At 40.2% G+C, this 19,756-nt stretch carries 20 protein-coding genes; 7 read left to right on the top strand and 13 right to left on the bottom strand.

Annotation, left to right across the window (positions count from 1 at the left end):
* Window positions 1-3: 3 nt before the first annotated feature.
* Genes argB through argH form a run of 3 tightly spaced genes read left to right on the top strand, consistent with a single transcriptional unit; the run spans window position 4 to window position 3,179 of the window.
* Window positions 4-783: an acetylglutamate kinase gene (gene argB, locus J1G40_RS02505; protein ID WP_265240699.1), complete on the top strand. Its 780-nt coding sequence runs from the start codon at window positions 4-6 to the stop codon at window positions 781-783.
* A complete protein-coding gene (locus J1G40_RS02500) occupies window positions 780-1,850 on the top strand; it encodes a M20 family metallo-hydrolase (RefSeq protein WP_265240698.1) in 1,071 nt (356 codons plus the stop codon). The genes argB and J1G40_RS02500 overlap by 4 nt, the downstream gene beginning before the upstream one ends.
* Window positions 1,851-1,895: 45 nt before the next feature.
* Window positions 1,896-3,179 carry an argininosuccinate lyase gene (argH, locus tag J1G40_RS02495; RefSeq protein ID WP_265240697.1) on the top strand — a complete coding sequence of 428 codons (1,284 nt, stop codon included), beginning with the start codon at window positions 1,896-1,898 and terminating at the stop codon, window positions 3,177-3,179.
* On the opposite strand, the gene J1G40_RS02490 is transcribed toward argH, so the two are convergent.
* The 8 genes from J1G40_RS02490 to J1G40_RS02455 all read right to left on the bottom strand — a co-directional run bounded on the left by J1G40_RS02490 (window position 3,174) and on the right by J1G40_RS02455 (window position 9,248).
* The gene (locus J1G40_RS02490; protein ID WP_265240696.1) at window positions 3,174-3,647 is read right to left on the bottom strand and encodes a hypothetical protein; all 474 of its coding nucleotides are present in this window, start codon (window positions 3,645-3,647) and stop codon (window positions 3,174-3,176) included. The genes argH and J1G40_RS02490 overlap by 6 nt on opposite strands.
* Window positions 3,644-4,522: a pseudouridine synthase gene (locus J1G40_RS02485; RefSeq protein WP_414855655.1), complete on the bottom strand. Its 879-nt coding sequence runs from the start codon at window positions 4,520-4,522 to the stop codon at window positions 3,644-3,646. The genes J1G40_RS02490 and J1G40_RS02485 overlap by 4 nt, the downstream gene beginning before the upstream one ends.
* 4 nt (window positions 4,523-4,526) lie before the next feature.
* A complete protein-coding gene (locus J1G40_RS02480; protein ID WP_265240695.1) occupies window positions 4,527-4,700 on the bottom strand; it encodes a hypothetical protein in 174 nt (57 codons plus the stop codon).
* Between the two features lie 93 nt (window positions 4,701-4,793).
* Entirely contained in the window at window positions 4,794-5,174 is a 381-nt protein-coding gene (locus J1G40_RS02475) for a hypothetical protein (protein WP_265240694.1), read from the bottom strand.
* Between the two features lie 46 nt (window positions 5,175-5,220).
* A complete protein-coding gene (locus J1G40_RS02470; RefSeq protein WP_265240693.1) occupies window positions 5,221-6,171 on the bottom strand; it encodes a carbon-nitrogen hydrolase family protein in 951 nt (316 codons plus the stop codon).
* Window positions 6,171-7,076, bottom strand: coding sequence for a geranylgeranylglycerol-phosphate geranylgeranyltransferase (locus J1G40_RS02465; protein ID WP_265240831.1), 906 nt, complete (start codon window positions 7,074-7,076; stop codon window positions 6,171-6,173). The genes J1G40_RS02470 and J1G40_RS02465 overlap by 1 nt, the downstream gene beginning before the upstream one ends.
* Window positions 7,077-7,086: 10 nt before the next feature.
* Window positions 7,087-8,025 (bottom strand): mevalonate kinase, encoded by a 939-nt coding sequence (locus J1G40_RS02460; protein WP_265240692.1) that lies wholly within the window; start codon window positions 8,023-8,025, stop codon window positions 7,087-7,089.
* A 137-nt stretch (window positions 8,026-8,162) separates the two neighbouring features.
* A complete protein-coding gene (locus tag J1G40_RS02455) occupies window positions 8,163-9,248 on the bottom strand; it encodes a diphosphomevalonate/mevalonate 3,5-bisphosphate decarboxylase family protein (RefSeq protein WP_265240691.1) in 1,086 nt (361 codons plus the stop codon).
* A gap of 95 nt (window positions 9,249-9,343) precedes the next feature.
* Here J1G40_RS02455 and J1G40_RS02450 point away from each other — a divergent pair, with 95 nt between their 5' ends.
* A complete protein-coding gene (locus J1G40_RS02450; RefSeq protein ID WP_265240690.1) occupies window positions 9,344-9,817 on the top strand; it encodes a TspO/MBR family protein in 474 nt (157 codons plus the stop codon).
* 48 nt (window positions 9,818-9,865) lie between these two features.
* Here J1G40_RS02450 and J1G40_RS02445 read toward each other — a convergent pair whose 3' ends face one another.
* Window positions 9,866-10,405, bottom strand: a complete 540-nt coding sequence (locus J1G40_RS02445) for a DUF1697 domain-containing protein (protein ID WP_265240689.1) — start codon at window positions 10,403-10,405, stop codon at window positions 9,866-9,868.
* 131 nt (window positions 10,406-10,536) lie between these two features.
* Here J1G40_RS02445 and glpK point away from each other — a divergent pair, with 131 nt between their 5' ends.
* A complete protein-coding gene (glpK, locus tag J1G40_RS02440; RefSeq protein WP_265240688.1) occupies window positions 10,537-12,030 on the top strand; it encodes a glycerol kinase GlpK in 1,494 nt (497 codons plus the stop codon).
* Between the two features lie 75 nt (window positions 12,031-12,105).
* Window positions 12,106-12,834: an MIP/aquaporin family protein gene (locus tag J1G40_RS02435; protein WP_265240687.1), complete on the top strand. Its 729-nt coding sequence runs from the start codon at window positions 12,106-12,108 to the stop codon at window positions 12,832-12,834.
* On the opposite strand, the gene J1G40_RS02430 is transcribed toward J1G40_RS02435, so the two are convergent.
* Together J1G40_RS02430 and J1G40_RS02425 are read right to left on the bottom strand one after the other, a co-directional pair.
* Window positions 12,831-14,126, bottom strand: coding sequence for an NAD(P)/FAD-dependent oxidoreductase (locus J1G40_RS02430; RefSeq protein ID WP_265240686.1), 1,296 nt, complete (start codon window positions 14,124-14,126; stop codon window positions 12,831-12,833). The two genes, J1G40_RS02435 and J1G40_RS02430, sit on opposite strands and share 4 nt — an antisense overlap.
* Window positions 14,127-14,879: a glycerophosphodiester phosphodiesterase gene (locus tag J1G40_RS02425; protein ID WP_265240685.1), complete on the bottom strand. Its 753-nt coding sequence runs from the start codon at window positions 14,877-14,879 to the stop codon at window positions 14,127-14,129. It lies immediately after the preceding gene.
* A 143-nt stretch (window positions 14,880-15,022) separates the two neighbouring features.
* Here J1G40_RS02425 and J1G40_RS02420 point away from each other — a divergent pair, with 143 nt between their 5' ends.
* Complete coding sequence (locus J1G40_RS02420) at window positions 15,023-15,448, top strand: hypothetical protein (protein ID WP_265240684.1); 426 nt, start codon at window positions 15,023-15,025, stop codon at window positions 15,446-15,448.
* Between the two features lie 71 nt (window positions 15,449-15,519).
* Here the strand turns inward: J1G40_RS02420 and J1G40_RS02415 are convergent, their stop codons facing one another.
* Together J1G40_RS02415 and J1G40_RS02410 are read right to left on the bottom strand one after the other, a co-directional pair.
* A complete protein-coding gene (locus tag J1G40_RS02415) occupies window positions 15,520-17,403 on the bottom strand; it encodes an alpha-amylase family protein (RefSeq protein ID WP_265240683.1) in 1,884 nt (627 codons plus the stop codon).
* A gap of 17 nt (window positions 17,404-17,420) precedes the next feature.
* Window positions 17,421-19,712 (bottom strand): glycoside hydrolase family 65 protein, encoded by a 2,292-nt coding sequence (locus J1G40_RS02410; RefSeq protein ID WP_265240682.1) that lies wholly within the window; start codon window positions 19,710-19,712, stop codon window positions 17,421-17,423.
* Between the last annotated feature and the right edge of the window lie 44 nt (window positions 19,713-19,756).

The raw sequence follows: 19,756 nt of genomic DNA, 5'->3' as shown, positions 1-19,756 counted from the left end.
ATCGTGAACGAAAAACTTTCCATAGTAAAAATAGGCGGCAACGTTATAGAGCACCCGGACCAGCTCTCCAGATTTGTAGAACTGTTCTCTAAAATGGAGGGACCAAAAATCCTGGTGCATGGAGGGGGTAAAAAAGCCACTCAAATAGGAGAAAAATTAGGAATAAAGGCTCGAATGTCTAACGGCAGGAGAATAACAGATGACCAAAGTCTTGAAGTGGTGGTTATGGTCTATGCCGGACTAGTGAATAAAAATATTGTTGCCCAATTGCAAGCCAGGGGCTGTAACGCAATTGGATTAAGTGGTGCTGATGGCAATTGTATTCAGGCTCATAAACGACCCGTTAAAGAAATAGATTATGGCTATGCAGGTGATATAGACAATATTAATAGCCAGGTGATTAATGATCTGCTCATGGCAGGACTTACCCCGGTATTCTGCGCCCTTACGCATGATGAAAAAGGGCAATTATTAAACACCAATGCAGATACCATCGCCTCTGAAGTAGCCATCGGGATGAGTGATATATTTGAAACCACCCTTTATTACTGCTTCGAGAAGAAAGGAGTTTTAAAAGAAATAACCGAAGAGGATTCTGTAATAAAACATATAGATTCCAATTTATATGAGCAGCTGTTAAAAAATGGAGTCATTGCAGACGGCATGCTTCCCAAGTTACACAACTGTTTTCACGCCCTTAGAAAAAATGTAAGTCGGGTTTGTATAGGAGATATAAATATGTTGACACCCGACTCAAATCTATTTACTACAATAACGCTATGATAAAAGATATAGAATTATTAAAATCAAAGGCATTGGATCTCTTAAAAAAGTTGATCTCAACCCCTTCTTTTTCCTCAGAAGAGGACAAAACAGCCAATGCCATTGAGGATTGGTTCAAAAGTTTTGACATTCCTTTCAAGAGGGAGAAAAACAACGTTTATGTTTTCAATAAGTATTTTGATGCTGCCAAGCCGACACTGTTGCTGAACTCTCACCACGATACGGTTAAGCCAAATTCTGCGTATACCAAAGATCCATTTCTTCCGCACATTGAAGATGGTAAGTTGTACGGTCTGGGAAGTAATGATGCAGGAGGTGCCCTGGTATCCTTAATTGCAACCTTCACCCATTTTTATGCGGAGAAAGATCTGAATCATAATATTGTTCTGGTGGCTTCTGCCGAAGAAGAAACTTCCGGACCAAACGGCCTAAATAGTATGCTCAAAATAATCCCTCATATAGATGTGGCCATAGTTGGGGAACCCACCCTGATGGATTTGGCCATAGCAGAAAAAGGCCTGGTGATTTTTGATGCAGAAGTAGCAGGTACTCCATCTCATGCAGCCCACCCCAATAACGACAATGCCATTTATAATACTATTGAGGTATTAGAATGGTTTAAGAACTATACATTTGAGAAGCATTCCGAGGTCCTTGGCGCTGTAAAATTGACGGTAACACAAATTAGTGCGGGGAGCCAACATAATGTGGTACCAGCCAAGGTAGATCTGGTTATAGATGTTCGTGTTAACGATTGTTATAGCAATAAAGAAATTGCAGACCTGCTCTCAAAGGAAGCCCCGTGCAAATTAACCGCAAGATCATTAAGATTAAATTCTTCTGCAATAGCTAAAGATCATCTTTTGGTGCAGTCCGGGATAGCCCTTGGAAGAAAAACCTATGGTTCGCCAACGCTTTCAGATCAGGCTGCCTTAAGTTGTCAATCCCTAAAAATAGGCCCTGGGGACAGCACCCGTTCACATTCGGCAGACGAATTTATATACGTAGAGGAGGTAGAAGATGGAATAGACATCTATATTAAAATATTAAAAGGATTCCTCTCTTAGGAAATAAGTTATAAATGAAAAATTTAAGCTCTAATACCGACAAAAATGAAACTCTGGGATAAAGGATTTAATACTGATAAAAAAATAGATCTCTTTACTGTAGGTAATGACAGGGAACTAGATCTGATTCTTGCCAAGTATGATGTAATTGCCTCAAGGGCTCATGCTAAGATGCTCGGAGAAATTGGGCTACTCAACACAAAGGAAGTAAATGAACTGGTAGGAGAGTTAGACAATATTGCTAAAATTATAGCTGAGGGCAAATTTATAATTGAAGATAGTTTTGAGGATATGCATTCCAAGATAGAATATCTTTTGACGGAAAAACTCGGAGATACAGGCAAAAAAATCCATACGGCACGTTCCAGAAATGATCAGGTATTGGTAGCCATGCAATTGTATCTTAAAGATGCTATTGTTGAAATGAAATCGCAGATTAAAGACCTGTTCGATGTTTTGATGCAACTGGCGGAAAAACACAAAGAGGTCTTGTTGCCTGGCTATACCCATCTGCAAATAGCCATGCCTTCTTCTTTTGGTCTATGGTTTTCTGCTTATGCAGAAAGTCTGGTAGATGATCTTTATTTTCTTAATGCCGCTTATAAAATGGCCGATCAAAACCCTTTAGGCAGCGCAGCGGGCTACGGAAGTTCTTTTCCGATTAATAGAAGCTATACCACAAAAGAACTCGGTTTCGAGACCATGAAATTTAATGTGGTCGCCGCCCAAATGGGACGAGGAAAAGTAGAAAAAGCAACCGCATTCTCCATGGCGGGGGTAGCTGCTACCCTTTCCAAACTGGCTATGGATATTTGTTTATATATGAGTCAGAACTTTGATTTTATCAGCTTCCCAGACGCACTGACCACAGGAAGCAGTATAATGCCGCATAAAAAAAATCCGGACGTCTTTGAACTTATCAGGGCCAAATGTAATAAGATACAGGCCATCCCAAATCAGCTTACCATGATGATAAATAACCTCCCAAGTGGCTATCACAGAGATCTACAACTGGTTAAAGACGTAATTATTCCAGGCATTCAGGATATGAAAGCCTGTTTGGAAATGATGCATTTTAGTCTAAAAGAAGTCAAAGTAAATACTGCTATTTTGGAAGATCCGAGGTACGATTACCTCTTTAGTGTAGACACCTTAAACGAACTGGTGCAAAGTGGAATGCCATTCAGGGATGCCTATAAGAAAATGGGACAGGAAATTGAAGCGGGGACCTTTAAACCAAAGAAAGACATTGCGCATTCCCATGAAGGCAGTATAGGTAATCTGCGTTTGGAAGACATTAAAAAAAAGATGGAATCGGCCCTCTTATGACCTGATTTTTCTTAGTACTGATGATGCAATATTGATTATATAAAGCATTTGTACGCTTAGCAGAACCATCAACGAAGATTTTCTAACCCCATTCCTTTTTCCAAAGTAAATGGCCTCAGGATAATAAGAAACACTTAGATCGGGATCTGCTCCTGTAAACCCATCGGGAAAGCAGAGAGGAATAGCCATTAGAATAGATAATACTAAATGAATTAATGTTAACCAGTAAATGGGCTTCATTTTAAAGAAGTACAAAAAATAATACCCAAGGCCACATAGACCAAACCATAGAAAGACTAAAATTAGAAAATTTGGAAGTGCGATTACATAATAGGTGTCTTCGATGTTAATATCGAAAGTTTGCTCGGGAGTTAAGAAAGCTACCAGACCAACACAAAGAATTATAATCGAAAAAGCCCATACAACCAGATAAGGTTTTTCTTCCAGGCTCCTTCTTAGGCCTTTCATTTTATCATTCCCAAATTGATGACTTCCTGTTTAGTAAGCGGCCTCCAGTGCCCGCGTGGTAAATCCTTTTTAGTAAGACCCGCAAAAGTAACCCTGTCTAGTTTAATAACCTCGTAGTCCAGGTGTTCAAAGATGCGACGTACAATGCGGTTTCTGCCACTATGTATCTCTATGCCAACTTCCTTTTTTGGGGCATTTGCTATGTAACTAACCTCATCTACCTGCACTTCTCCGTCTTCAAGCGTTAGTCCGTCCCTAACCTGCTTAAGGTCTGCTAGTTTCAGGTTTTTATTTAGCTCTACATGATAAATTTTCCTGACACCGTGTTTGGGATGTGTGAGCTTTTTGGCCAAATCCCCGTCATTTGTAAATAGCAATAATCCGGTGGTATTCCTGTCTAATCTGCCTACCGGAACCAACCTGACTTTTGTCGCATTGGAAATGAGTTCCATTACAGTGCGGCGGCCTTTCTCATCACTTGTAGTAGTGATAAAGTTCTTGGGTTTATTCAGGAGTATATATTCCTTTTTTTCGGGATTCAGGGTCCTGTTATCAAACTTAACAACATCGCCCTTCTTCACCTTAAATCCCATCTCGGTAATGATCTTGCCATTTACACTTACATTCCCAGCCGCAATATATACATCGGCATCTCTCCGGGAACAAACCCCTGAATTGGCTACATATTTATTTAAACGGGTAAGTCCCGAATCAGATGCAGTTTTGGCAGGAGTCCTTTTTTTAGGAGCCGTGTTTCGGCCGGAAAAACCCTTTTTCCTATAAGGTTTTTCATTCTTTCCCGTATTCCTCTTGTCTTTCTTATAGTCCGATCTTCCCATAGTTGAAATTTCGGTAAAGATATATCCTTTATTCATAAACTCAGTATAGTTCTTTTAACTCCTGATCATCTTCATCCTGTTCATCTAATTGTTCGGTTAATACTTCAGGAGCATCGTCCTTTCTTCGAAATACTATGGGAATTGGGGCCATACAGGCCAGGCATACGAGAAGTGCAAAGAAGACTCGTTTGATTATTCTTTTGATTTTCACCATAGTGCAAATCATTTTAACCGCTATAAGTAGCGGCTTTATTAATAAATTAGTTTGAATTGAAAAATTGGTCAGAGAAGACCAATCAGATACTGATTATCCTATAAGGGTAAAGTAATAATCTTTGCTTTTGTGACGGCGGGACAGACTTAGAATGTGAGTATGTATTTGTTTATTTATACCTTCCCTGATGCTACTTTGCACTTTCTGACTTGTGCGAATCAGTGTAGCTTGGCGTTTTAGAAATTTATAAGAACTGAAGTCCAGGCCAGTTGCCGGAATATTGTATTTGGAGGCAGCCAGGGTAATTTTGAAGTAGTAACTACCGGTTTGGTAAAAGGGTTTATCCGATATAACCCACTCAACATTGTTAGTTGAAGCAATTTTTATAAAACCAGCCGTGCTCCCATAGCAGCTAACCGATAGAAACAATACCAGAGTAAATAATGTGCTATGCCATTTTCTGATGTTACCCATGAGACAAAATTAGGGTTTTTACCATAATATACCGGTTAACCAAGTGCTAATCTTTGAACTCAACGGTAGATTGTCTTGTCCTGTCCACGATTAGTTTTGTGACATCAGGACGGGAATAATGCCCTGCCGGATCAAAATTTTGTCTTTCTTCCAATACACGGTTAAAGTTGAGTTCAGCATATATGAGACCTTCCTTATGTAGTAAGGGAGGATGAATCCATTCCCCATCCGGACCTGCGATACAAGACCCTCCATTGGCCAAAACATCAGGTGCTTTTTTTAGTATTTCTTCCAGGTGGGGGGTGTCTGATGGAAAATTATCTTTTCTCATTAGCGATGATACCGAGATCACATAGCTTCTGGATTCCCTGGCTATAAAACGACTAATATCTTTGGTGTTGTTTTCGTTTCCAGGCCATACTGCGATATGTAAGTTTTCGCCCTGTCCATATAGGGTAGCACGAGGCAATGGCATCCAATTCTCCCAGCAATTGAGCCCTCCAACTGTAAAATCTTTTAACCGATGTACTACCAGTCCATTGCCATCACCCGGAGCCCAACTTAGGCGCTCATCGTAAGTAGGCTGTAATTTTCGATGTACAGATTTAATTTCCCCTTCCCCATTGATATATACCAGCGAACAATATATACTATGTCCTCCTCTGTCTTTTGCTCGTTCAATTATACCCAGATAAACTGCCATTTTACATTCCCTGGCAACCTTACAAATACCTTTTAGATCTCCTTCTTCTATTTGCACAGCATTTCTTAGATAATGGGCATGGATTTCTTTATTTACAGGAAGGTCCCAGGCAGCGCCATCAGTATACGCCAGCCAAAATGGATAGCCCGGCAACAGTGCTTCTCCAAAGACTACTAATTCTGCCTGCTGGGAAGAGGCCTCAATTAAAGTCGCTTCAATTTTTTCGATCGTGGCCTTCTTATTCAACCATACAGGGGAGATTTGAGCTAAAGCTACTTTTAAGGTATCGGGCATTATAGTATTCTGTTTAGTACAAGGTCTATATCTATCAATAATATACTGAAAACACCAACAATTATAATGAATTTAAGGATATTATGTAGCCATACAAAGTGCTTCTTAGAAGTTGATTTCCACAACAATAGCAGAAAAAGTATCAACAATGCGATACTGCAAATAAAGTAAATATACATATAGCCCACGTCAAAATTACTAATAAGAAGAACACCCGGTATCAGGGTGACCAGGATTAAAATAGTAATGCAAATCTTTGAAAAACGGACCCCGTACAAGATGGGTATTGTCTTATAACCCTGGGCCATATCTCCGGCCATATTTTCCATATCCTTAATGAATTCACGGGCAAGAATCAGCAGGAATAAGAATATCGCATGAACAAAAATTACTGTTTCGAAATTCTTATAGTAGACAAAAACTGCAAAGAATGGAGCAATAGCCAGAACGGCTGAAACCATATTCCCAACAAAAGGGATCCGCTTTAATTTATGCGAATACAACCAGATACCAAAAATATAGGATGAGAAGAATACAACTGCCCGAAAAGAAACATAGCTCGCTAGCAATACCGATAGAAAGTTCAATACAAAATAGGCAGATAGTTTAGTTCGTTGACTCACTAACCTATCTAACATACTCTTACGTGGTTTGTTAATCAGGTCCTTTTCGGAATCGTAGAAACTATTGATAATATATCCCGCAGCTATTACGAGCGCAGAGGCCAGGACAAGTAGAAAAAGGTTAATATCGAAAATTACTTTTCGCAATGGCAAGTTGGGAGCAATTATATAAATTGAGGCAAGATACTGCGCCAGGGCAATCATTAATATATTATACCCCCTTACAATGGAAAACAAACTCAAAAATTTTAAAAGCAGGAGCTTGTTCTTTCTGCTTAGCATGGTTTTCCTGTTAGAAGTTGTAGACCACTTCCAGACTATAGCCATTTAAGGCCTTTTTGGCTTTTTCAATATCCTGTGTAAAGCCCAATATATATCCACCACCACCAGAACCACATAATTTAAGATAGTAGTCATTGCTTTCAATTCCCTGTTTCCATAAGCTATGGAATTCCTTTGGGATCATAGGTTTAAAATGGTCCAGTACTACATGTGATAGTTGCTTAAGATGGCCAAAAAGAGATTTTACGTTTCCGTTAATAAAATCCTCAACACAGGCATCTGTATGTTTAATGAACTGGTCTTTTAATACACTTCTAAATCCTTCGTGCTTCATTTTATCCATAAAAATCTCAACCATTGGCGCAGTTTCGCCAGTAGTTCCGCTGTCTAATAAGAAAACAGCTCCTTTACCCTCTTTATGCTGAGAAGGTAAACTGGTAGATTCTATATTGTCCTGAGAGTTTATAAGAATAGGCAGACTTAAATAACTGTTAAGTGGGTCAAGACCAGAGGACTTTCCATGGAAGAAAGATTCCATTTTCCCAAAAATAGATTTAAGTTTTAATAGTTTTTCCCTGGTAAGGTTTTCCAGAACCGTTATCTTATTATTAGCGTATTTGTCATATATAGCTGCTACTAATGCTCCACTACTACCAATGCCATATCCCTGAGGGATAGAGCTGTCAAAATACATGCCGGCCTCAACATCTTTTTTTAAACTGTCCAAATCAAAGCTGATCATTTCGGGTGATTCTAATTGTAACTGTTCAAGGTATGCAACATACCTGATCAGGCTTTCATTAGATTTCCTGGCTGTATCGCTCAATTGGGCGTCGGTTTTTAAAGCTCCTTTAAAAAAATTATAGGGTATTGATAGCCCTTTGGAATCTTTTATAATACCGTATTCTCCGAAAAGTAAAATTTTAGAATAAAACAGAGGTCCTTTCATAGCTGCAATTCTAGCATAGAATTTAGTGCAAATTTATAACTTTTTCTTTCAAAGCAGGAAGATTATACAGATTAGCCCTATTTACATGCACTTAATAGACCCTTTTAACATACATTTTAAGTCTTTACCGCCTAAAACTATGCTAATTTAGTGGCACCTTGACCAATTTGATCCTCAATATATTTACCCTCTTCACAAAAATCAAGGAGCTCATCTTTTATAAACGCTAAAATTTCTTTGCGCTCTTCATTAGGATAAAGAAGATGCACATTTGCCCCCGCATCTAAAGTAAAACAAGGATGAAGTCCGGTTCTTTTTCTGAATTCCCAGATATGTTCAATAATCCTTAGTGTATTAGGTTTCATGAGCACAAAATACGGGATACTCGTCATCATCATTGCATGCAATGTCAAAGCTTCACTTTCCACAACTTCAATAAAACTTTTTAAATCTCCTTCTTCAAATATTTGTTTTAACCGTTCCAGGTTATGTGCCGCCTGGCGAAACCTTTGGTCCGCATAAATATGCCCTTCCATTAGTGCGTGGCCCACAGTGCTGCTCACTTGTTTTTGTCCCTGGTGGACCAATAGAATAGTATCCTGATAATCTGTAAATACAGGATGTGTTTTATGTGGATAGGGTATGCCGTAAAGGTCAGTGCCAGAATTTAGTCCTTTGTGTTTCCCCCATTGTACCAGTTCACCATCAATACTTCTACAGGCACTGCCAGAACCAAGTCTGGCCAAAAAAGATGCTTTTCTATCAAAATACAACTTGGTTATTTCGGGGTTTTTTGCTTTTTCAATTTCCATAAGACAGAGAGCCAGAGCGGCCATACCACTGGCTGAAGAAGCAATACCACTGCTGTGTGGAAAAGAGTTGGTTGTTCTGATCTCCAGGTGATATGTTTTTAAGAAGGGTAGGTATTTCTCTATCCTGCTTAAAAATGTCTGAATTTTTGGAGCGAAGTCCGGTTTCGGTTTATCATCAAGAAATATATCGAAGGAAAAGTCCTTACTCTCTTTTTCCAGTTTCCTGTAGGTCAGAGTTGTTGTAGTGGCCGAAACCTGAAGTGTAAAACTGACCGAAGCATTTGCTGGTATCTGATCTGGTAACTTTCCCCAATATTTCACTAAGGCAATATTGCTAGGTGCTTTCCATGTTACCAGGCCATCAGACACATCTGAAGATAGTGTCTTGGGAACAAAGTCGTTTTCTGTCATTAATTAACAATTTTAGCAAAGATAGTTTTTACATACTTTTTGCGCTGGCACCCTTAAAATTAATTCATAAATTAGGGTCCGAAGCCAACCGTATTGTGAAAAATAAAATTCTCAAAATTTCGATTGCAATAGCTATTTGCCTTATTGTGGGGTTCCTTTCCAGTTTTGCAACTCAAAGCTCTGTCGATAGTTGGTACATCACACTAAACAAACCCAGTTTTAATCCCCCCAATTGGATCTTTGCTCCGGTATGGGGCATATTATATTTCACAATGGGACTGGCCGCAGGTATGGTCTGGGCAAAAGGATGGCACAAAGAAGGCGTTAAAGTTGCCCTGTATTTTTTTGGTTTCCAACTGATCTTTAATGTGTTGTGGAGTATCACTTTCTTTGGGTTACAAAATCCTTTTTGGGCCATGCTGGTGATTTTAGTTTTACTTGCTCTTATACTGAGAACCATAAAATCTTTCAGAGCTATTAGTATTACTTCTGCTTTTCTCCTGATTCCTTATTTTTTATGGGTGAGTTTTGCCACCTTACTCAATTACAAGATTTGGGAGTTGAATTAATCCAGACTGTAGACCCAATCTTTCGGCTTGCTGACCTGGTCTGTACCCCTATTGAGAAAGTTCCATTAATTTTATCATCGTCCTGTGATTTCTACCGGTGGCATCAATTTTAAGTTTTCTCTCTATCAGATTATTGTTGAGTTTAGCCCTCCCGGCACCCTTGTGATAAACCAGATACCCGCAATTGGAAATAATAGTCAATTCTTCATTTTCAAAGGATTCTTGTTCAAGTGCATCCAGGAGTTCTTTTTTGGGAGTTTGTTTAAAAAGGATGTATCCTACTTTATTAGCCGCTAAGAGTTCCTGATCCTGATAGGGGTTATTACTAAGAATAGTCCCTATTTGATCCCTGGTACGAACTATAACCGGGACGTCATACCCATACCCCTTTTGAATGGCATTACTAATCAATTCTTCCAGGCTGTTAGTCGGTGCAGCTTTTGTAGTAAAGACGACATTTCCACTTTGAATGTAGGTTACCACCTCCTTAAACCCTAGTTTGGCAAAGAGCAGTTTTAGGTCTTTCATTAGTATCTTTTTGGCGCCACTGACGTTTATTCCTCTTAAAAGTGCAATATACCTAGGCATATATATGGTTTAAGCTGTTCAATTTACAAGAATTATTCTTTACTAAAATTTGGACATTATGAAGTCCAGATTTTTTCGATTACATTTATTCCCGGCCCAAAAGCCAATGAGAAACTTACAAATATAAATTTATGAGCAAATACATTCTTGCCTTGGACCAGGGCACTACAAGTTGCCGGGCAGTACTTTTCGACAGAGCCGGTACAATAGTTTCCACAGCCCAGAAAGAGTTTACACAACATTTTCCAAAGCCAGGCTGGGTAGAGCACGATGCATTGGAAATTTGGTCTACCCAGGCAGATATGGCCGCTCAGGCTGTTTCTAAAAAAGGACTTCAGGGCGAGGATATAGCGTCTATTGGAATTACCAATCAGCGAGAGACAGTGGTTTTATGGGATAAAAACACAGGGAAACCAGTATACAATGCCATTGTCTGGCAAGACAAACGGACGGCGGATTATTGCGATAGTCTGAAAGAAGCGGGTAAGGCCCAACTCATTAATGAAAAAACCGGATTGGTTATCGACGCTTATTTTTCGGGCACCAAAGTAAAATGGATCCTGGACAATGTTGAAGGAGTTCGGGAACGGGCTGAAAAAGGGGAGATCCTAATGGGTACAATCGATACCTGGTTAATTTGGAATATGACCAATGGAGAACTTCACATAACCGATGTTACCAATGCCTGCCGTACCCTGTTCTTTAATATCAATACCTTATCCTGGGATGATGAATTATTAGAGTTGTTTGATATCCCTAAAAGTATATTACCCCAGGTAAAACAATCGAGCGAGGTATACGGGCATACGAGTTCTAATTTCTTTGCTTCTGAAATTCCTATAGCCGGGATTGCCGGAGACCAGCAAGCCGCTTTATTTGGACAAATGTGTACCAAAGAAGGCATGGTAAAAAACACATATGGTACAGGTTGTTTTATGCTTATGAATATTGGGGATACACCAATTGTATCTAAAAACAATTTGCTTACGTCAGTTGCATGGCAAATAGATGGCAAGGCACAATATATGCTAGAAGGCAGTATCTTCATAGCAGGTGCCGTTGTACAATGGCTGCGTGATAGTTTGAAAATTATCAAAACTTCTTCTGAAGTAGAGTCCCTGGCTTCTTCGGTTGATAATTCCGAAGGAGTTTATTTTGTCCCTGCTTTTGCAGGACTAGGGGCACCACACTGGAATCAGCGCGCTCAGGGAACCATATTTGGCCTTACCCGGGGAAGTACAGATGCTCATATCGCCAGGGCCGCCTTAGAATCTATCGCCTATCAGACCATGGATATTCTGAAGTCTATGGAAGCGGACTCAGGCATTTCCATTAAAGAACTTCGGGTAGATGGTGGAGCTACGGTAAACAATATGCTAATGCAGTTTCAGTCTGATGTATTAAATACTGAAACAGTACGTCCCAAGATAGTTGAAACTACCGTAATGGGAGCTGCTTTTCTTGCAGGCCTGGCAGTGGGCTATTGGGATGATCTGGAAGAAATCCAGCAAATATGGCAGACAGACAAGCGTTTCAAGCCAGCAAAAGACAGGTCTGAAATAGACAATGGTATCAAGGGATGGTACAGGGCCATTGATGCACTAGAGCACTGGTCCAGGGGCTAGTTGCTTTGTATACTAATACCCATATTACATACCGAATAAGTTCAACCTCAATACAAACATCATAAATACCAACTAATGACACCATTTATAGCAGAAATTTTAGGAACCGCCCTACTTATAACTTTGGGTTGTGGCGTTGTAGCAAATGTAATTCTCAACGAGACCAAGGGAAATAATAGCGGCTGGATAGTAATTACTACAGGCTGGGGCCTTGCCGTTTATGTTGCTGTGGTGGTCGCCGGCCCTTATAGCGGTGCTCATATTAATCCTGCTGTAACTATTGCACTGGCTGTTGCAGGTTCGTTTTCATGGGAAGCAGTACCCTCCTATTTATTAGGACAATTTATCGGGGCCATGATTGGTGCCTTGGTGGTTTGGCTGGTATACAAAGATCATTTTGACAGGACGGATGATACGGGGTTAAAAAGAGCTGTTTTTTGCACCGATCCGGCTATAAGCAATACTTTTAGAAACTTCCTGAGCGAAGTGGTAGGTACCTTTGTATTGGTTTTTACCGTGCTCTATTTTACGGACGCCTCTATCGCCGATACCGAATCTGTCATAGGCCTGGGATCACTCGGGGCTTTACCCGTAGCTTTTTTAGTCTGGTCTATTGGCCTTTCACTTGGAGGTACAACAGGATACGCTATTAATCCGGCAAGAGATCTGGGACCGCGTATTATGCACGCTATTATGCCTATTAAAGGCAAGGGAGATAATAATTGGGGATACAGCTGGATTCCGGTAATTGGACCAATTGTAGGTGGTATCCTGGCCGCAGCGCTGGCCATGGCCCTGGCTTAATCAAAAGCACTTGCAATAGCCTGAGCGGCTATATAAGCTCCTGTCCAGGCGTTTTGAAAATTAAAGCCCCCGGTGATCGCATCAACATTAATAATTTCTCCTGCAAAATAGAGATGAGGATGTTTTTTACTTTCAAAGGTTTTAAAATTAACCTCTTTTAAATCTACACCTCCTGCGGTTACGAACTCCTCTTTAAAGGTACTTTTACCCTCCACAGTAAAGATAGATTGAGTGAGTTGCTCTGTAAGACGCTCCATATCTTTTGCAGAAGCAGCTGCCCATTGCATATCGCGTGATATCCCGGAAGCCTGTACCAGGTTAATCCAAAGTCTGCGGGGAATCTCTACGGCTTTTGTGCGAAGTATTGTTTTCTTAGGTTCCACAGCCTTGATCTCCTGTAAATGAGACAGCACGCCATCTCTATGATAATCTGGCAACCAATTAATCCGTATTTTGAATTTGTACTCATAGGCATTTAAATCTCTTGCGCCCCACGCAGATAATTTTAATATGGCGGGGCCACTCATCCCCCAATGTGTAATTAACAAGGGGCCTTCTGATGTAAGCGCTCTTCTTTTGGCAGCATTGCTCCTGAGCGATATTGAAATTTCTTTACTAAGTTTTCTGGGAACCACTTCAACCGCAGCATGACTACTTAGACCCTGGATACCACTTATTCTGGGATCTTTGATATTAAAGGTGAACAAGGAAGGTACTGGCGCTATAATATTATGACCCAATCTGCTGAGTATGTTCCAGATTTTTTGATTACTCCCTGTGGTGAGCAATAATTTCTTTGCGACATATTCCTTCTTTGCAGAAAAGACCCTCCAACCGCCCTCATTGCCAGCTTCTTCATTATTTAGCGGTTTTAAATCGGTTACAGGACTATTCTTTAACAACTGAATTCCCAAATTTTTAGTCTCGTTAAGGAAACAATCAATGATGCTTGCCGAAGTATCTGAAACAGGAAACATACGCCCGTCAGATTCAATCTTCAGCGGTACATTTCTATCTTCAAAAAATGCTACCACATCACCTGTACAATGTGTGTGAAATGGACCCAGCAGCTCCTTTTCACCTCTGGGATAATTCTTTGTCAATGCTCCAGGATCAAATTCTGCGTGTGTTACATTGCAACGGCCGCCACCTGAGACTCTGACCTTAGACAATACTTGTTTTCCTCTTTCCAGTATGGCCACTTTCAAATTACGGTTGGCCTCCGCAATTTGAATTGCTCCATAAAACCCTGCAGCACCTCCTCCGACTACTATAACATCAAAATCGTACATTTAATTTATGCGCTCGGGATAGTTGGTAAATATCCCATTCACACCCATATTTTGGGCACTTAAAATATCCTCTGGCTCATTCACCGTCCAGGTGTACACCCGAAATCCTTCCTCCTGTATTTTAATGACATCCTCAGGGGTTAAGCTTTCAAAGTCAGGATTAATAGCAACCGCCTTAAGCTCTTTGGCCACAGCAATGGCATCTGTCGGGCTAGCCTCGGTGAGTACGGCTATTGCAATTTCCGGATTTATTCTGCGCATTTCACGCAATTCTTCCCAATTAAAACTGGAAATAACAAAATCTTGCTGGGACCATCCCCGCTTCTTTATGTAAACATTGATGATATGGTTTACGCGGTCTGCCGTGTTGGCTCCTTTTAATTCAATATTCAACGGCACCTTTTTATCAATCAAGGTAATTACATCCTGCAGTATTGGAATTTTATGATTTCCATCGAGGGTAAGTTGCTTTAGCTCCAAATAACTATATTCTTCAATATTGCCAGTGCCATTGGTGAGCTCGTCTACACGTACGTCATGAAAAACCATGATCTCACCGCTTTTAATCCTAAAAACGTCTATTTCTATCATATCCACGCCCAGGTCCAGCGCCTTTTGAACAGATGCCAATGTATTCTCGGTTTCATGACCCATGGCTCCTCTGTGTCCTATTACCAGTGATTTATCAGATTTCTCCATTTGGCCGCAACTTACTACTATTAATGCCAAAAATGCCAGTGTTATTCTTTTCATTTTGTTATACTATTTATCAGCAAAACTACAATTTGAGCGCGAAATTAACTCGTTTCGTTCCTCAAGATTATTAGGTTTTTTGAAGAAACATAGTCTTTCATTTCTTATATTATGCTCTGTATTAACCAATTAACATCTTAAACATGTTTACAAAACAAAATTTACTAGCTACTCTGGCCGGTTTTCTGGTCATGTTTTTACTGGGCTATGCCATTTGGGGATTTGCTACAGCAGAATTTTTTGAAGCCCACGCTGTGAACAATGTAATGAAGGAAAATCCAGATATGGTATTTCTGATCCTGAGTAACCTTATCGCCGCCTTCGCCCTTAGTGTTATTTACGGCAAATGGGCAAGGGGCCATCACAGTGCAAAAGGTGGATTTCAATACGGTGCATGGGTAGGCGTATTTGTTGGTATTGGACTGGGCTTATTATGGTACTCCACATCAGATATCTTTGATCTGACCGGACAGCTGGTTAACGGAGTTATTGAAATTATTTTTTACGGATTAATTGGTGTTGCTATTGCTTCTGTATATAAAGCTACTGCACCAAAAGAAACTTCATGACCGCTTTGGAATTAAGGGCAATTTTGCTGTAAGGTAGTTGTATTCTTTAGGCAAATTTGCCCTTATTTATATTAATCCTCAAGATAGAAAATAAAGGATTGCAGGGGTTCTATATCTACATTTAGCTTTCCTACCCCTTCCTTTACAATCAGTTTAGTTCTATCAGTATGGTATAACTGATCTGCAAGTTCATATTCGCCATCTATCAAATGCCATTGTTGAACAATGTGCTCAGGAACTTCCAAATCGAAGGTGTAACTTTCGCTGGCATCAAAATTAACTATAACAATTAATTTCTCGTTTTCTGACCATCTTACAAACGACAGGACACGGTGGTTATAATTCTGGGTTTTACCTCTGTTATACATATGTATATCTGCATAACTTCCCATCAATGCTTTACTACTGATTGTAAAATTCAACAACCGGCTATAAAAATCGCGCAGTTCTTTTTCTTCGGCTGAAAGTTGTCCGCCATCAAATTTTTTATTGTTCATCCATCGCTGATGATGGGGCACTCCTATATAATCAAAGATTGAGGTTCTTGTTGGTGATCCAAACCCGGCATTCTCTTTTGCAGGCTCCCCTACTTCCTGTCCAAAGTATATCATTGTCGGGGAAGTACTAATTGTTGCCGAAACCACCATTGCAGGATTTCCCTTTTTAAGGTCTCCGGCAAAATCCGGACTTGTCAGCCGTTGTTCATCATGATTTTCCAGGAAATGCAACATATGGTGCTCTATATCTTCCAATCCTTTTTGAATCTGAGGAATATGATCTGTCCATCCATAGCCTTTAACTATATGCTTTAGGCTGTCATATAGTTCTACCTTGTCATATAGATAGTCCATTTTCCCTTTATGGATATAGTCTCTGTAGAGTTGAGGTTGATAAACTTCCGCCAGGATCAGGGCGTCATTATTCTTCATTTTGATTTGAGAATTTAAATAACTCCAGAACTCCACTGGAACCATTTCGGCCATATCAAATCGAAATCCGTCCACCCCTAGGGCCAGCCAATATTCTGCTATATCGCGGAATTTTATCCAGGAATCCGGTACCTCCTTTTCTTTCCAATAGTTAAAGTGGTCTTTAATATCCTTATTTTCAAATCCCTGTGGTAATCGGTCGAAGTCAATGGTACCATCGGGCCTTACGCCATAATTTATCTTAACCGTTTCGTACCAGTCATCGGCATTAGGGCGTGCCAGGCGAGAGCCGTTGCCCGTCCATTTTGCCGGATTTTCATCAAACTGTCCATCGGCAAGTTCGTGACTATCTCCTCCCAGGGGAAGATATCCGTTTTGCCATTCCGGTACCTGAAATGCCTCTTCAGGAATATAATAGAAGTTATTGTGTTTACTGTAGGCCAGGGAAGTGTCATCAGCAGCACCAAATGGTGCAATGCCATCCGGGGAAGATTTACCCTCATAATTCCTGGCGACATGATTGGGAACGATATCTATTAGTAGCTTAAGCCCTGCTTTATGGGTTCTGGCTATCAACGCTTTGAATTCTTCCAAACGCCTTTCGGGTTGCTCGGCCAAATCCGGATTAACATTGTAATAGTCCTTTACCGCATATGGAGAACCCGCCCTTCCTTTTACCACATCAGGGTCATCTTCGGGAATACCAAAATCTGAATAATCGGTAACGATGGCATGATGTGGTACTCCGGTATACCAAATATGCGTTACCCCAAGGGCTTTTATTTCATTTAAGGCTTTCTCAGTAAAATCTGAAAATTTTCCCACCCCATTCTCATCCAAAGTGCCCCAGGGTATGTTAGCCGTTTTAGTATTTCCAAAGAGCCTCGTAAATACCTGATAGATTACTATTTTGCTTTTTGAGGGAATTTTTGTTTCAGTTCTATCCAATTTTTTATCCGATTTACATCCCGAAACGATCAAGCAGATTACAATGACCAAACCGATTCCGGAGATAGACTTTTTCATTTTTTGCAGCTGCTGTATTATCTGGGTTCAATCTGTGTACGTTCACCATTTAGGGTGATGTGGATTGCTTTCCCCCCATCTAACCTGAAGCTTGTTCCTTCATGGGTAACACTCACCTTAAGGATACTACTTCTAAAATTGATTTTAAAGCTATACCCTTTCCATTGTTCGGGAATTTTAGGAGTAAATGATAACTCGTCATTCACAATTCTCATTCCTCCGAATCCTTCAACAATACTCATCCAGGTACCGGCCATTGAAGTAATATGCAATCCTTCCTCTACTTCTTTATTGTAATCGTCCAGGTCTAATCTGGAGGTGCGCAGGTAAAAAGTATACGCCTGTTCCATTCTTCCCAATTTGGCCGCCTGTATGCTATGCACACAGGGAGACAAGGATGATTCATGCACAGTAAACGGCTCGTAAAAATCAAAATGGCGTTCTAATTCTTCGGTGGTAAAATGATCTTCGAAAAGATAAAATCCCTGCAAGATATCGGCTTGTTTTATGTAAGGAGACCGCAAAATTCTGTCCCAGCTCCATTTTTGATTTATCGGACGTTGCGACTTATCCAAATCGGCCACCGTTATCAATTCTTTGTCTAAAAATCCATCCTGCTGAAGAAATACCTGATGCTCTTCTGAATATGGAAAATATAGATTATCGCTTATATCCGCCCATTTGGTAGTCTCCTCTTCAGAGAGTTTGGTTTTGCTTATAATTCTCTGATAATCCTCCGGATATTCATCTTTTACGTTTTGCAACTGAGCAAGGGTATACTCCATACACCATTTGGAGATATAGTTGGTATACCAATTATTATTTACATTATTTTCATACTCATTGGGGCCTGTCACTCCCAGGATGACGTACTTCTTTTTATGCTCTGAGAAAGTAGCCCTTTGCATCCAGAATCGCGAAATGCCAATAAGGACTTCAAGACCCATTTCCGGGATATAACTATAGTCGCCCGTATACCTGTAATAATTATATATGGCAAAGGCTATTGCACCATTACGATGAATTTCTTCAAAAGTAATTTCCCATTCATTATGGCACTCTTCTCCATTCATAGTAACCATTGGGTATAGTGCAGCGCCATTGCTGAAACCTAATTTCTCTGCATTCTCAATAGCCTTTTGCAAATGGTTATATCTGTATTTCAATAATTTCCTGGCTACAATTTGATCTTTAGTGGCCATATAGAAGGGTATACAATAGGCCTCTGTATCCCAATAGGTACTCCCCCCGTATTTTTCGCCGGTAAATCCTTTTGGACCAATGTTTAACCTGGAATCTGTTCCTAAATAAGTCTGATTGAGATGGAAAATATTAAAGCGGATTCCCTGTTGGGCTTTAACATCTCCTTCTATACTTATATCACTCATCTCCCAAATGGAGGCCCATGTTGCCTGCTGCATCGAAAGCAACTTATCAAAACCTATGGCAATTGCCTTATCCAAAGTTTTTTTAGCCGCGGCCACAAGTTCCTCTGGCTTATGGTTGGTAGATACCGTATATCCACCATACTTGAATAATGTCACAGTTTTGGCCTCCTCTACTTCCTGCTCATATGCATGAGATATACTTAGCTCCTGTTGCTCTTCTACTGGTTGGATTGCCATATTTTCTCCCCCATATTCTAAAGAAGCTTCCATAAAAGTACAGATCGCAAAATTGGTTTTCATGGTATGAGACTCAATAAAAGCCCTGTTTCCTTTGGAAGAAATTTTTGTTGTATTCCAGAATTTATCATCCCAGTTGCTATCCTCATTGGTAATACCACTGTCTAAATAGGGAATAAATTTCACCTTGGCCGCACTATTCAACGGAGTAATCTCATATTTTATGCACCCGACTTCATCCAGGTCCAGACTAAGAAAGCGGGTGACTTTTACATCAATTTTTATATCATTTGGAAGTGTTGCGGAAAATGTCCGGGAATACCAACCTTCTTTCATGTTGAGTTCTCTCCTGAAATTATCTACCTGCTTGCAGGTATTGAGGTCAAGGCTTGTTCCATTCACCAATACCTTGATACCAATCCAGTTGGGCGCATTCAATACTTTTGCAAAATATTCAGGATACCCATTCTTCCACCAACCTACTCTTGTTTTGTCCGGATAATAAACCCCTGCAATATAGCTCCCCTGAAAGGTGTCACCGGAATAATCCTCTTCAAAATTAGCCCGTTGTCCCATGGCACCATTACCGATGCTAAAAAGACTCTCTGAGGACTTAACACTTTCTTTGTCAAAACCTTCTTCAATTATAGACCATGGGTCTACCTTAATATAATCCTGATTCATTTTTTATGTGTTTGAAATTAGCCCTAGTGTTATCCTGATATTAT

Source organism: Muriicola sp. Z0-33, assembly GCF_026126425.1.
In the GTDB taxonomy this organism is placed as follows: domain Bacteria; phylum Bacteroidota; class Bacteroidia; order Flavobacteriales; family Flavobacteriaceae; genus JAFMPW01.
The sequence above is the reverse complement of the archived record's forward strand: the minus strand, read 5'-3'. Positions and strand labels throughout refer to the sequence as shown.

What these genes read in the sequence shown, in the direction of transcription:
- J1G40_RS02490 (WP_265240696.1), bottom strand. Translation starts at nt 3,647, where the DNA reads ATGAAAGGCCTAAGAAGGAGCCTGGAAGAAAAACCTTATCTGGTTGTA.
- J1G40_RS02475 (WP_265240694.1), bottom strand. Translation starts at nt 5,174, where the DNA reads ATGGGTAACATCAGAAAATGGCATAGCACATTATTTACTCTGGTATTG.
- J1G40_RS02485 (WP_414855655.1), bottom strand. Translation starts at nt 4,522, where the DNA reads ATGAATAAAGGATATATCTTTACCGAAATTTCAACTATGGGAAGATCG.
- J1G40_RS02430 (WP_265240686.1), bottom strand. Translation starts at nt 14,126, where the DNA reads ATGTACGATTTTGATGTTATAGTAGTCGGAGGAGGTGCTGCAGGGTTT.
- glpK (WP_265240688.1), top strand. Translation starts at nt 10,537, where the DNA reads ATGAGCAAATACATTCTTGCCTTGGACCAGGGCACTACAAGTTGCCGG.
- J1G40_RS02470 (WP_265240693.1), bottom strand. Translation starts at nt 6,171, where the DNA reads ATGCCCGATACCTTAAAAGTAGCTTTAGCTCAAATCTCCCCTGTATGG.
- argH (WP_265240697.1), top strand. Translation starts at nt 1,896, where the DNA reads ATGAAACTCTGGGATAAAGGATTTAATACTGATAAAAAAATAGATCTC.
- J1G40_RS02420 (WP_265240684.1), top strand. Translation starts at nt 15,023, where the DNA reads ATGTTTACAAAACAAAATTTACTAGCTACTCTGGCCGGTTTTCTGGTC.
- J1G40_RS02425 (WP_265240685.1), bottom strand. Translation starts at nt 14,879, where the DNA reads ATGAAAAGAATAACACTGGCATTTTTGGCATTAATAGTAGTAAGTTGC.
- J1G40_RS02415 (WP_265240683.1), bottom strand. Translation starts at nt 17,403, where the DNA reads ATGAAAAAGTCTATCTCCGGAATCGGTTTGGTCATTGTAATCTGCTTG.
- J1G40_RS02410 (WP_265240682.1), bottom strand. Translation starts at nt 19,712, where the DNA reads ATGAATCAGGATTATATTAAGGTAGACCCATGGTCTATAATTGAAGAA.
- J1G40_RS02435 (WP_265240687.1), top strand. Translation starts at nt 12,106, where the DNA reads ATGACACCATTTATAGCAGAAATTTTAGGAACCGCCCTACTTATAACT.
- J1G40_RS02460 (WP_265240692.1), bottom strand. Translation starts at nt 8,025, where the DNA reads ATGAAAGGACCTCTGTTTTATTCTAAAATTTTACTTTTCGGAGAATAC.
- J1G40_RS02465 (WP_265240831.1), bottom strand. Translation starts at nt 7,076, where the DNA reads ATGCTAAGCAGAAAGAACAAGCTCCTGCTTTTAAAATTTTTGAGTTTG.
- J1G40_RS02455 (WP_265240691.1), bottom strand. Translation starts at nt 9,248, where the DNA reads ATGACAGAAAACGACTTTGTTCCCAAGACACTATCTTCAGATGTGTCT.
- J1G40_RS02445 (WP_265240689.1), bottom strand. Translation starts at nt 10,405, where the DNA reads ATGCCTAGGTATATTGCACTTTTAAGAGGAATAAACGTCAGTGGCGCC.
- J1G40_RS02480 (WP_265240695.1), bottom strand. Translation starts at nt 4,700, where the DNA reads ATGGTGAAAATCAAAAGAATAATCAAACGAGTCTTCTTTGCACTTCTC.
- J1G40_RS02500 (WP_265240698.1), top strand. Translation starts at nt 780, where the DNA reads ATGATAAAAGATATAGAATTATTAAAATCAAAGGCATTGGATCTCTTA.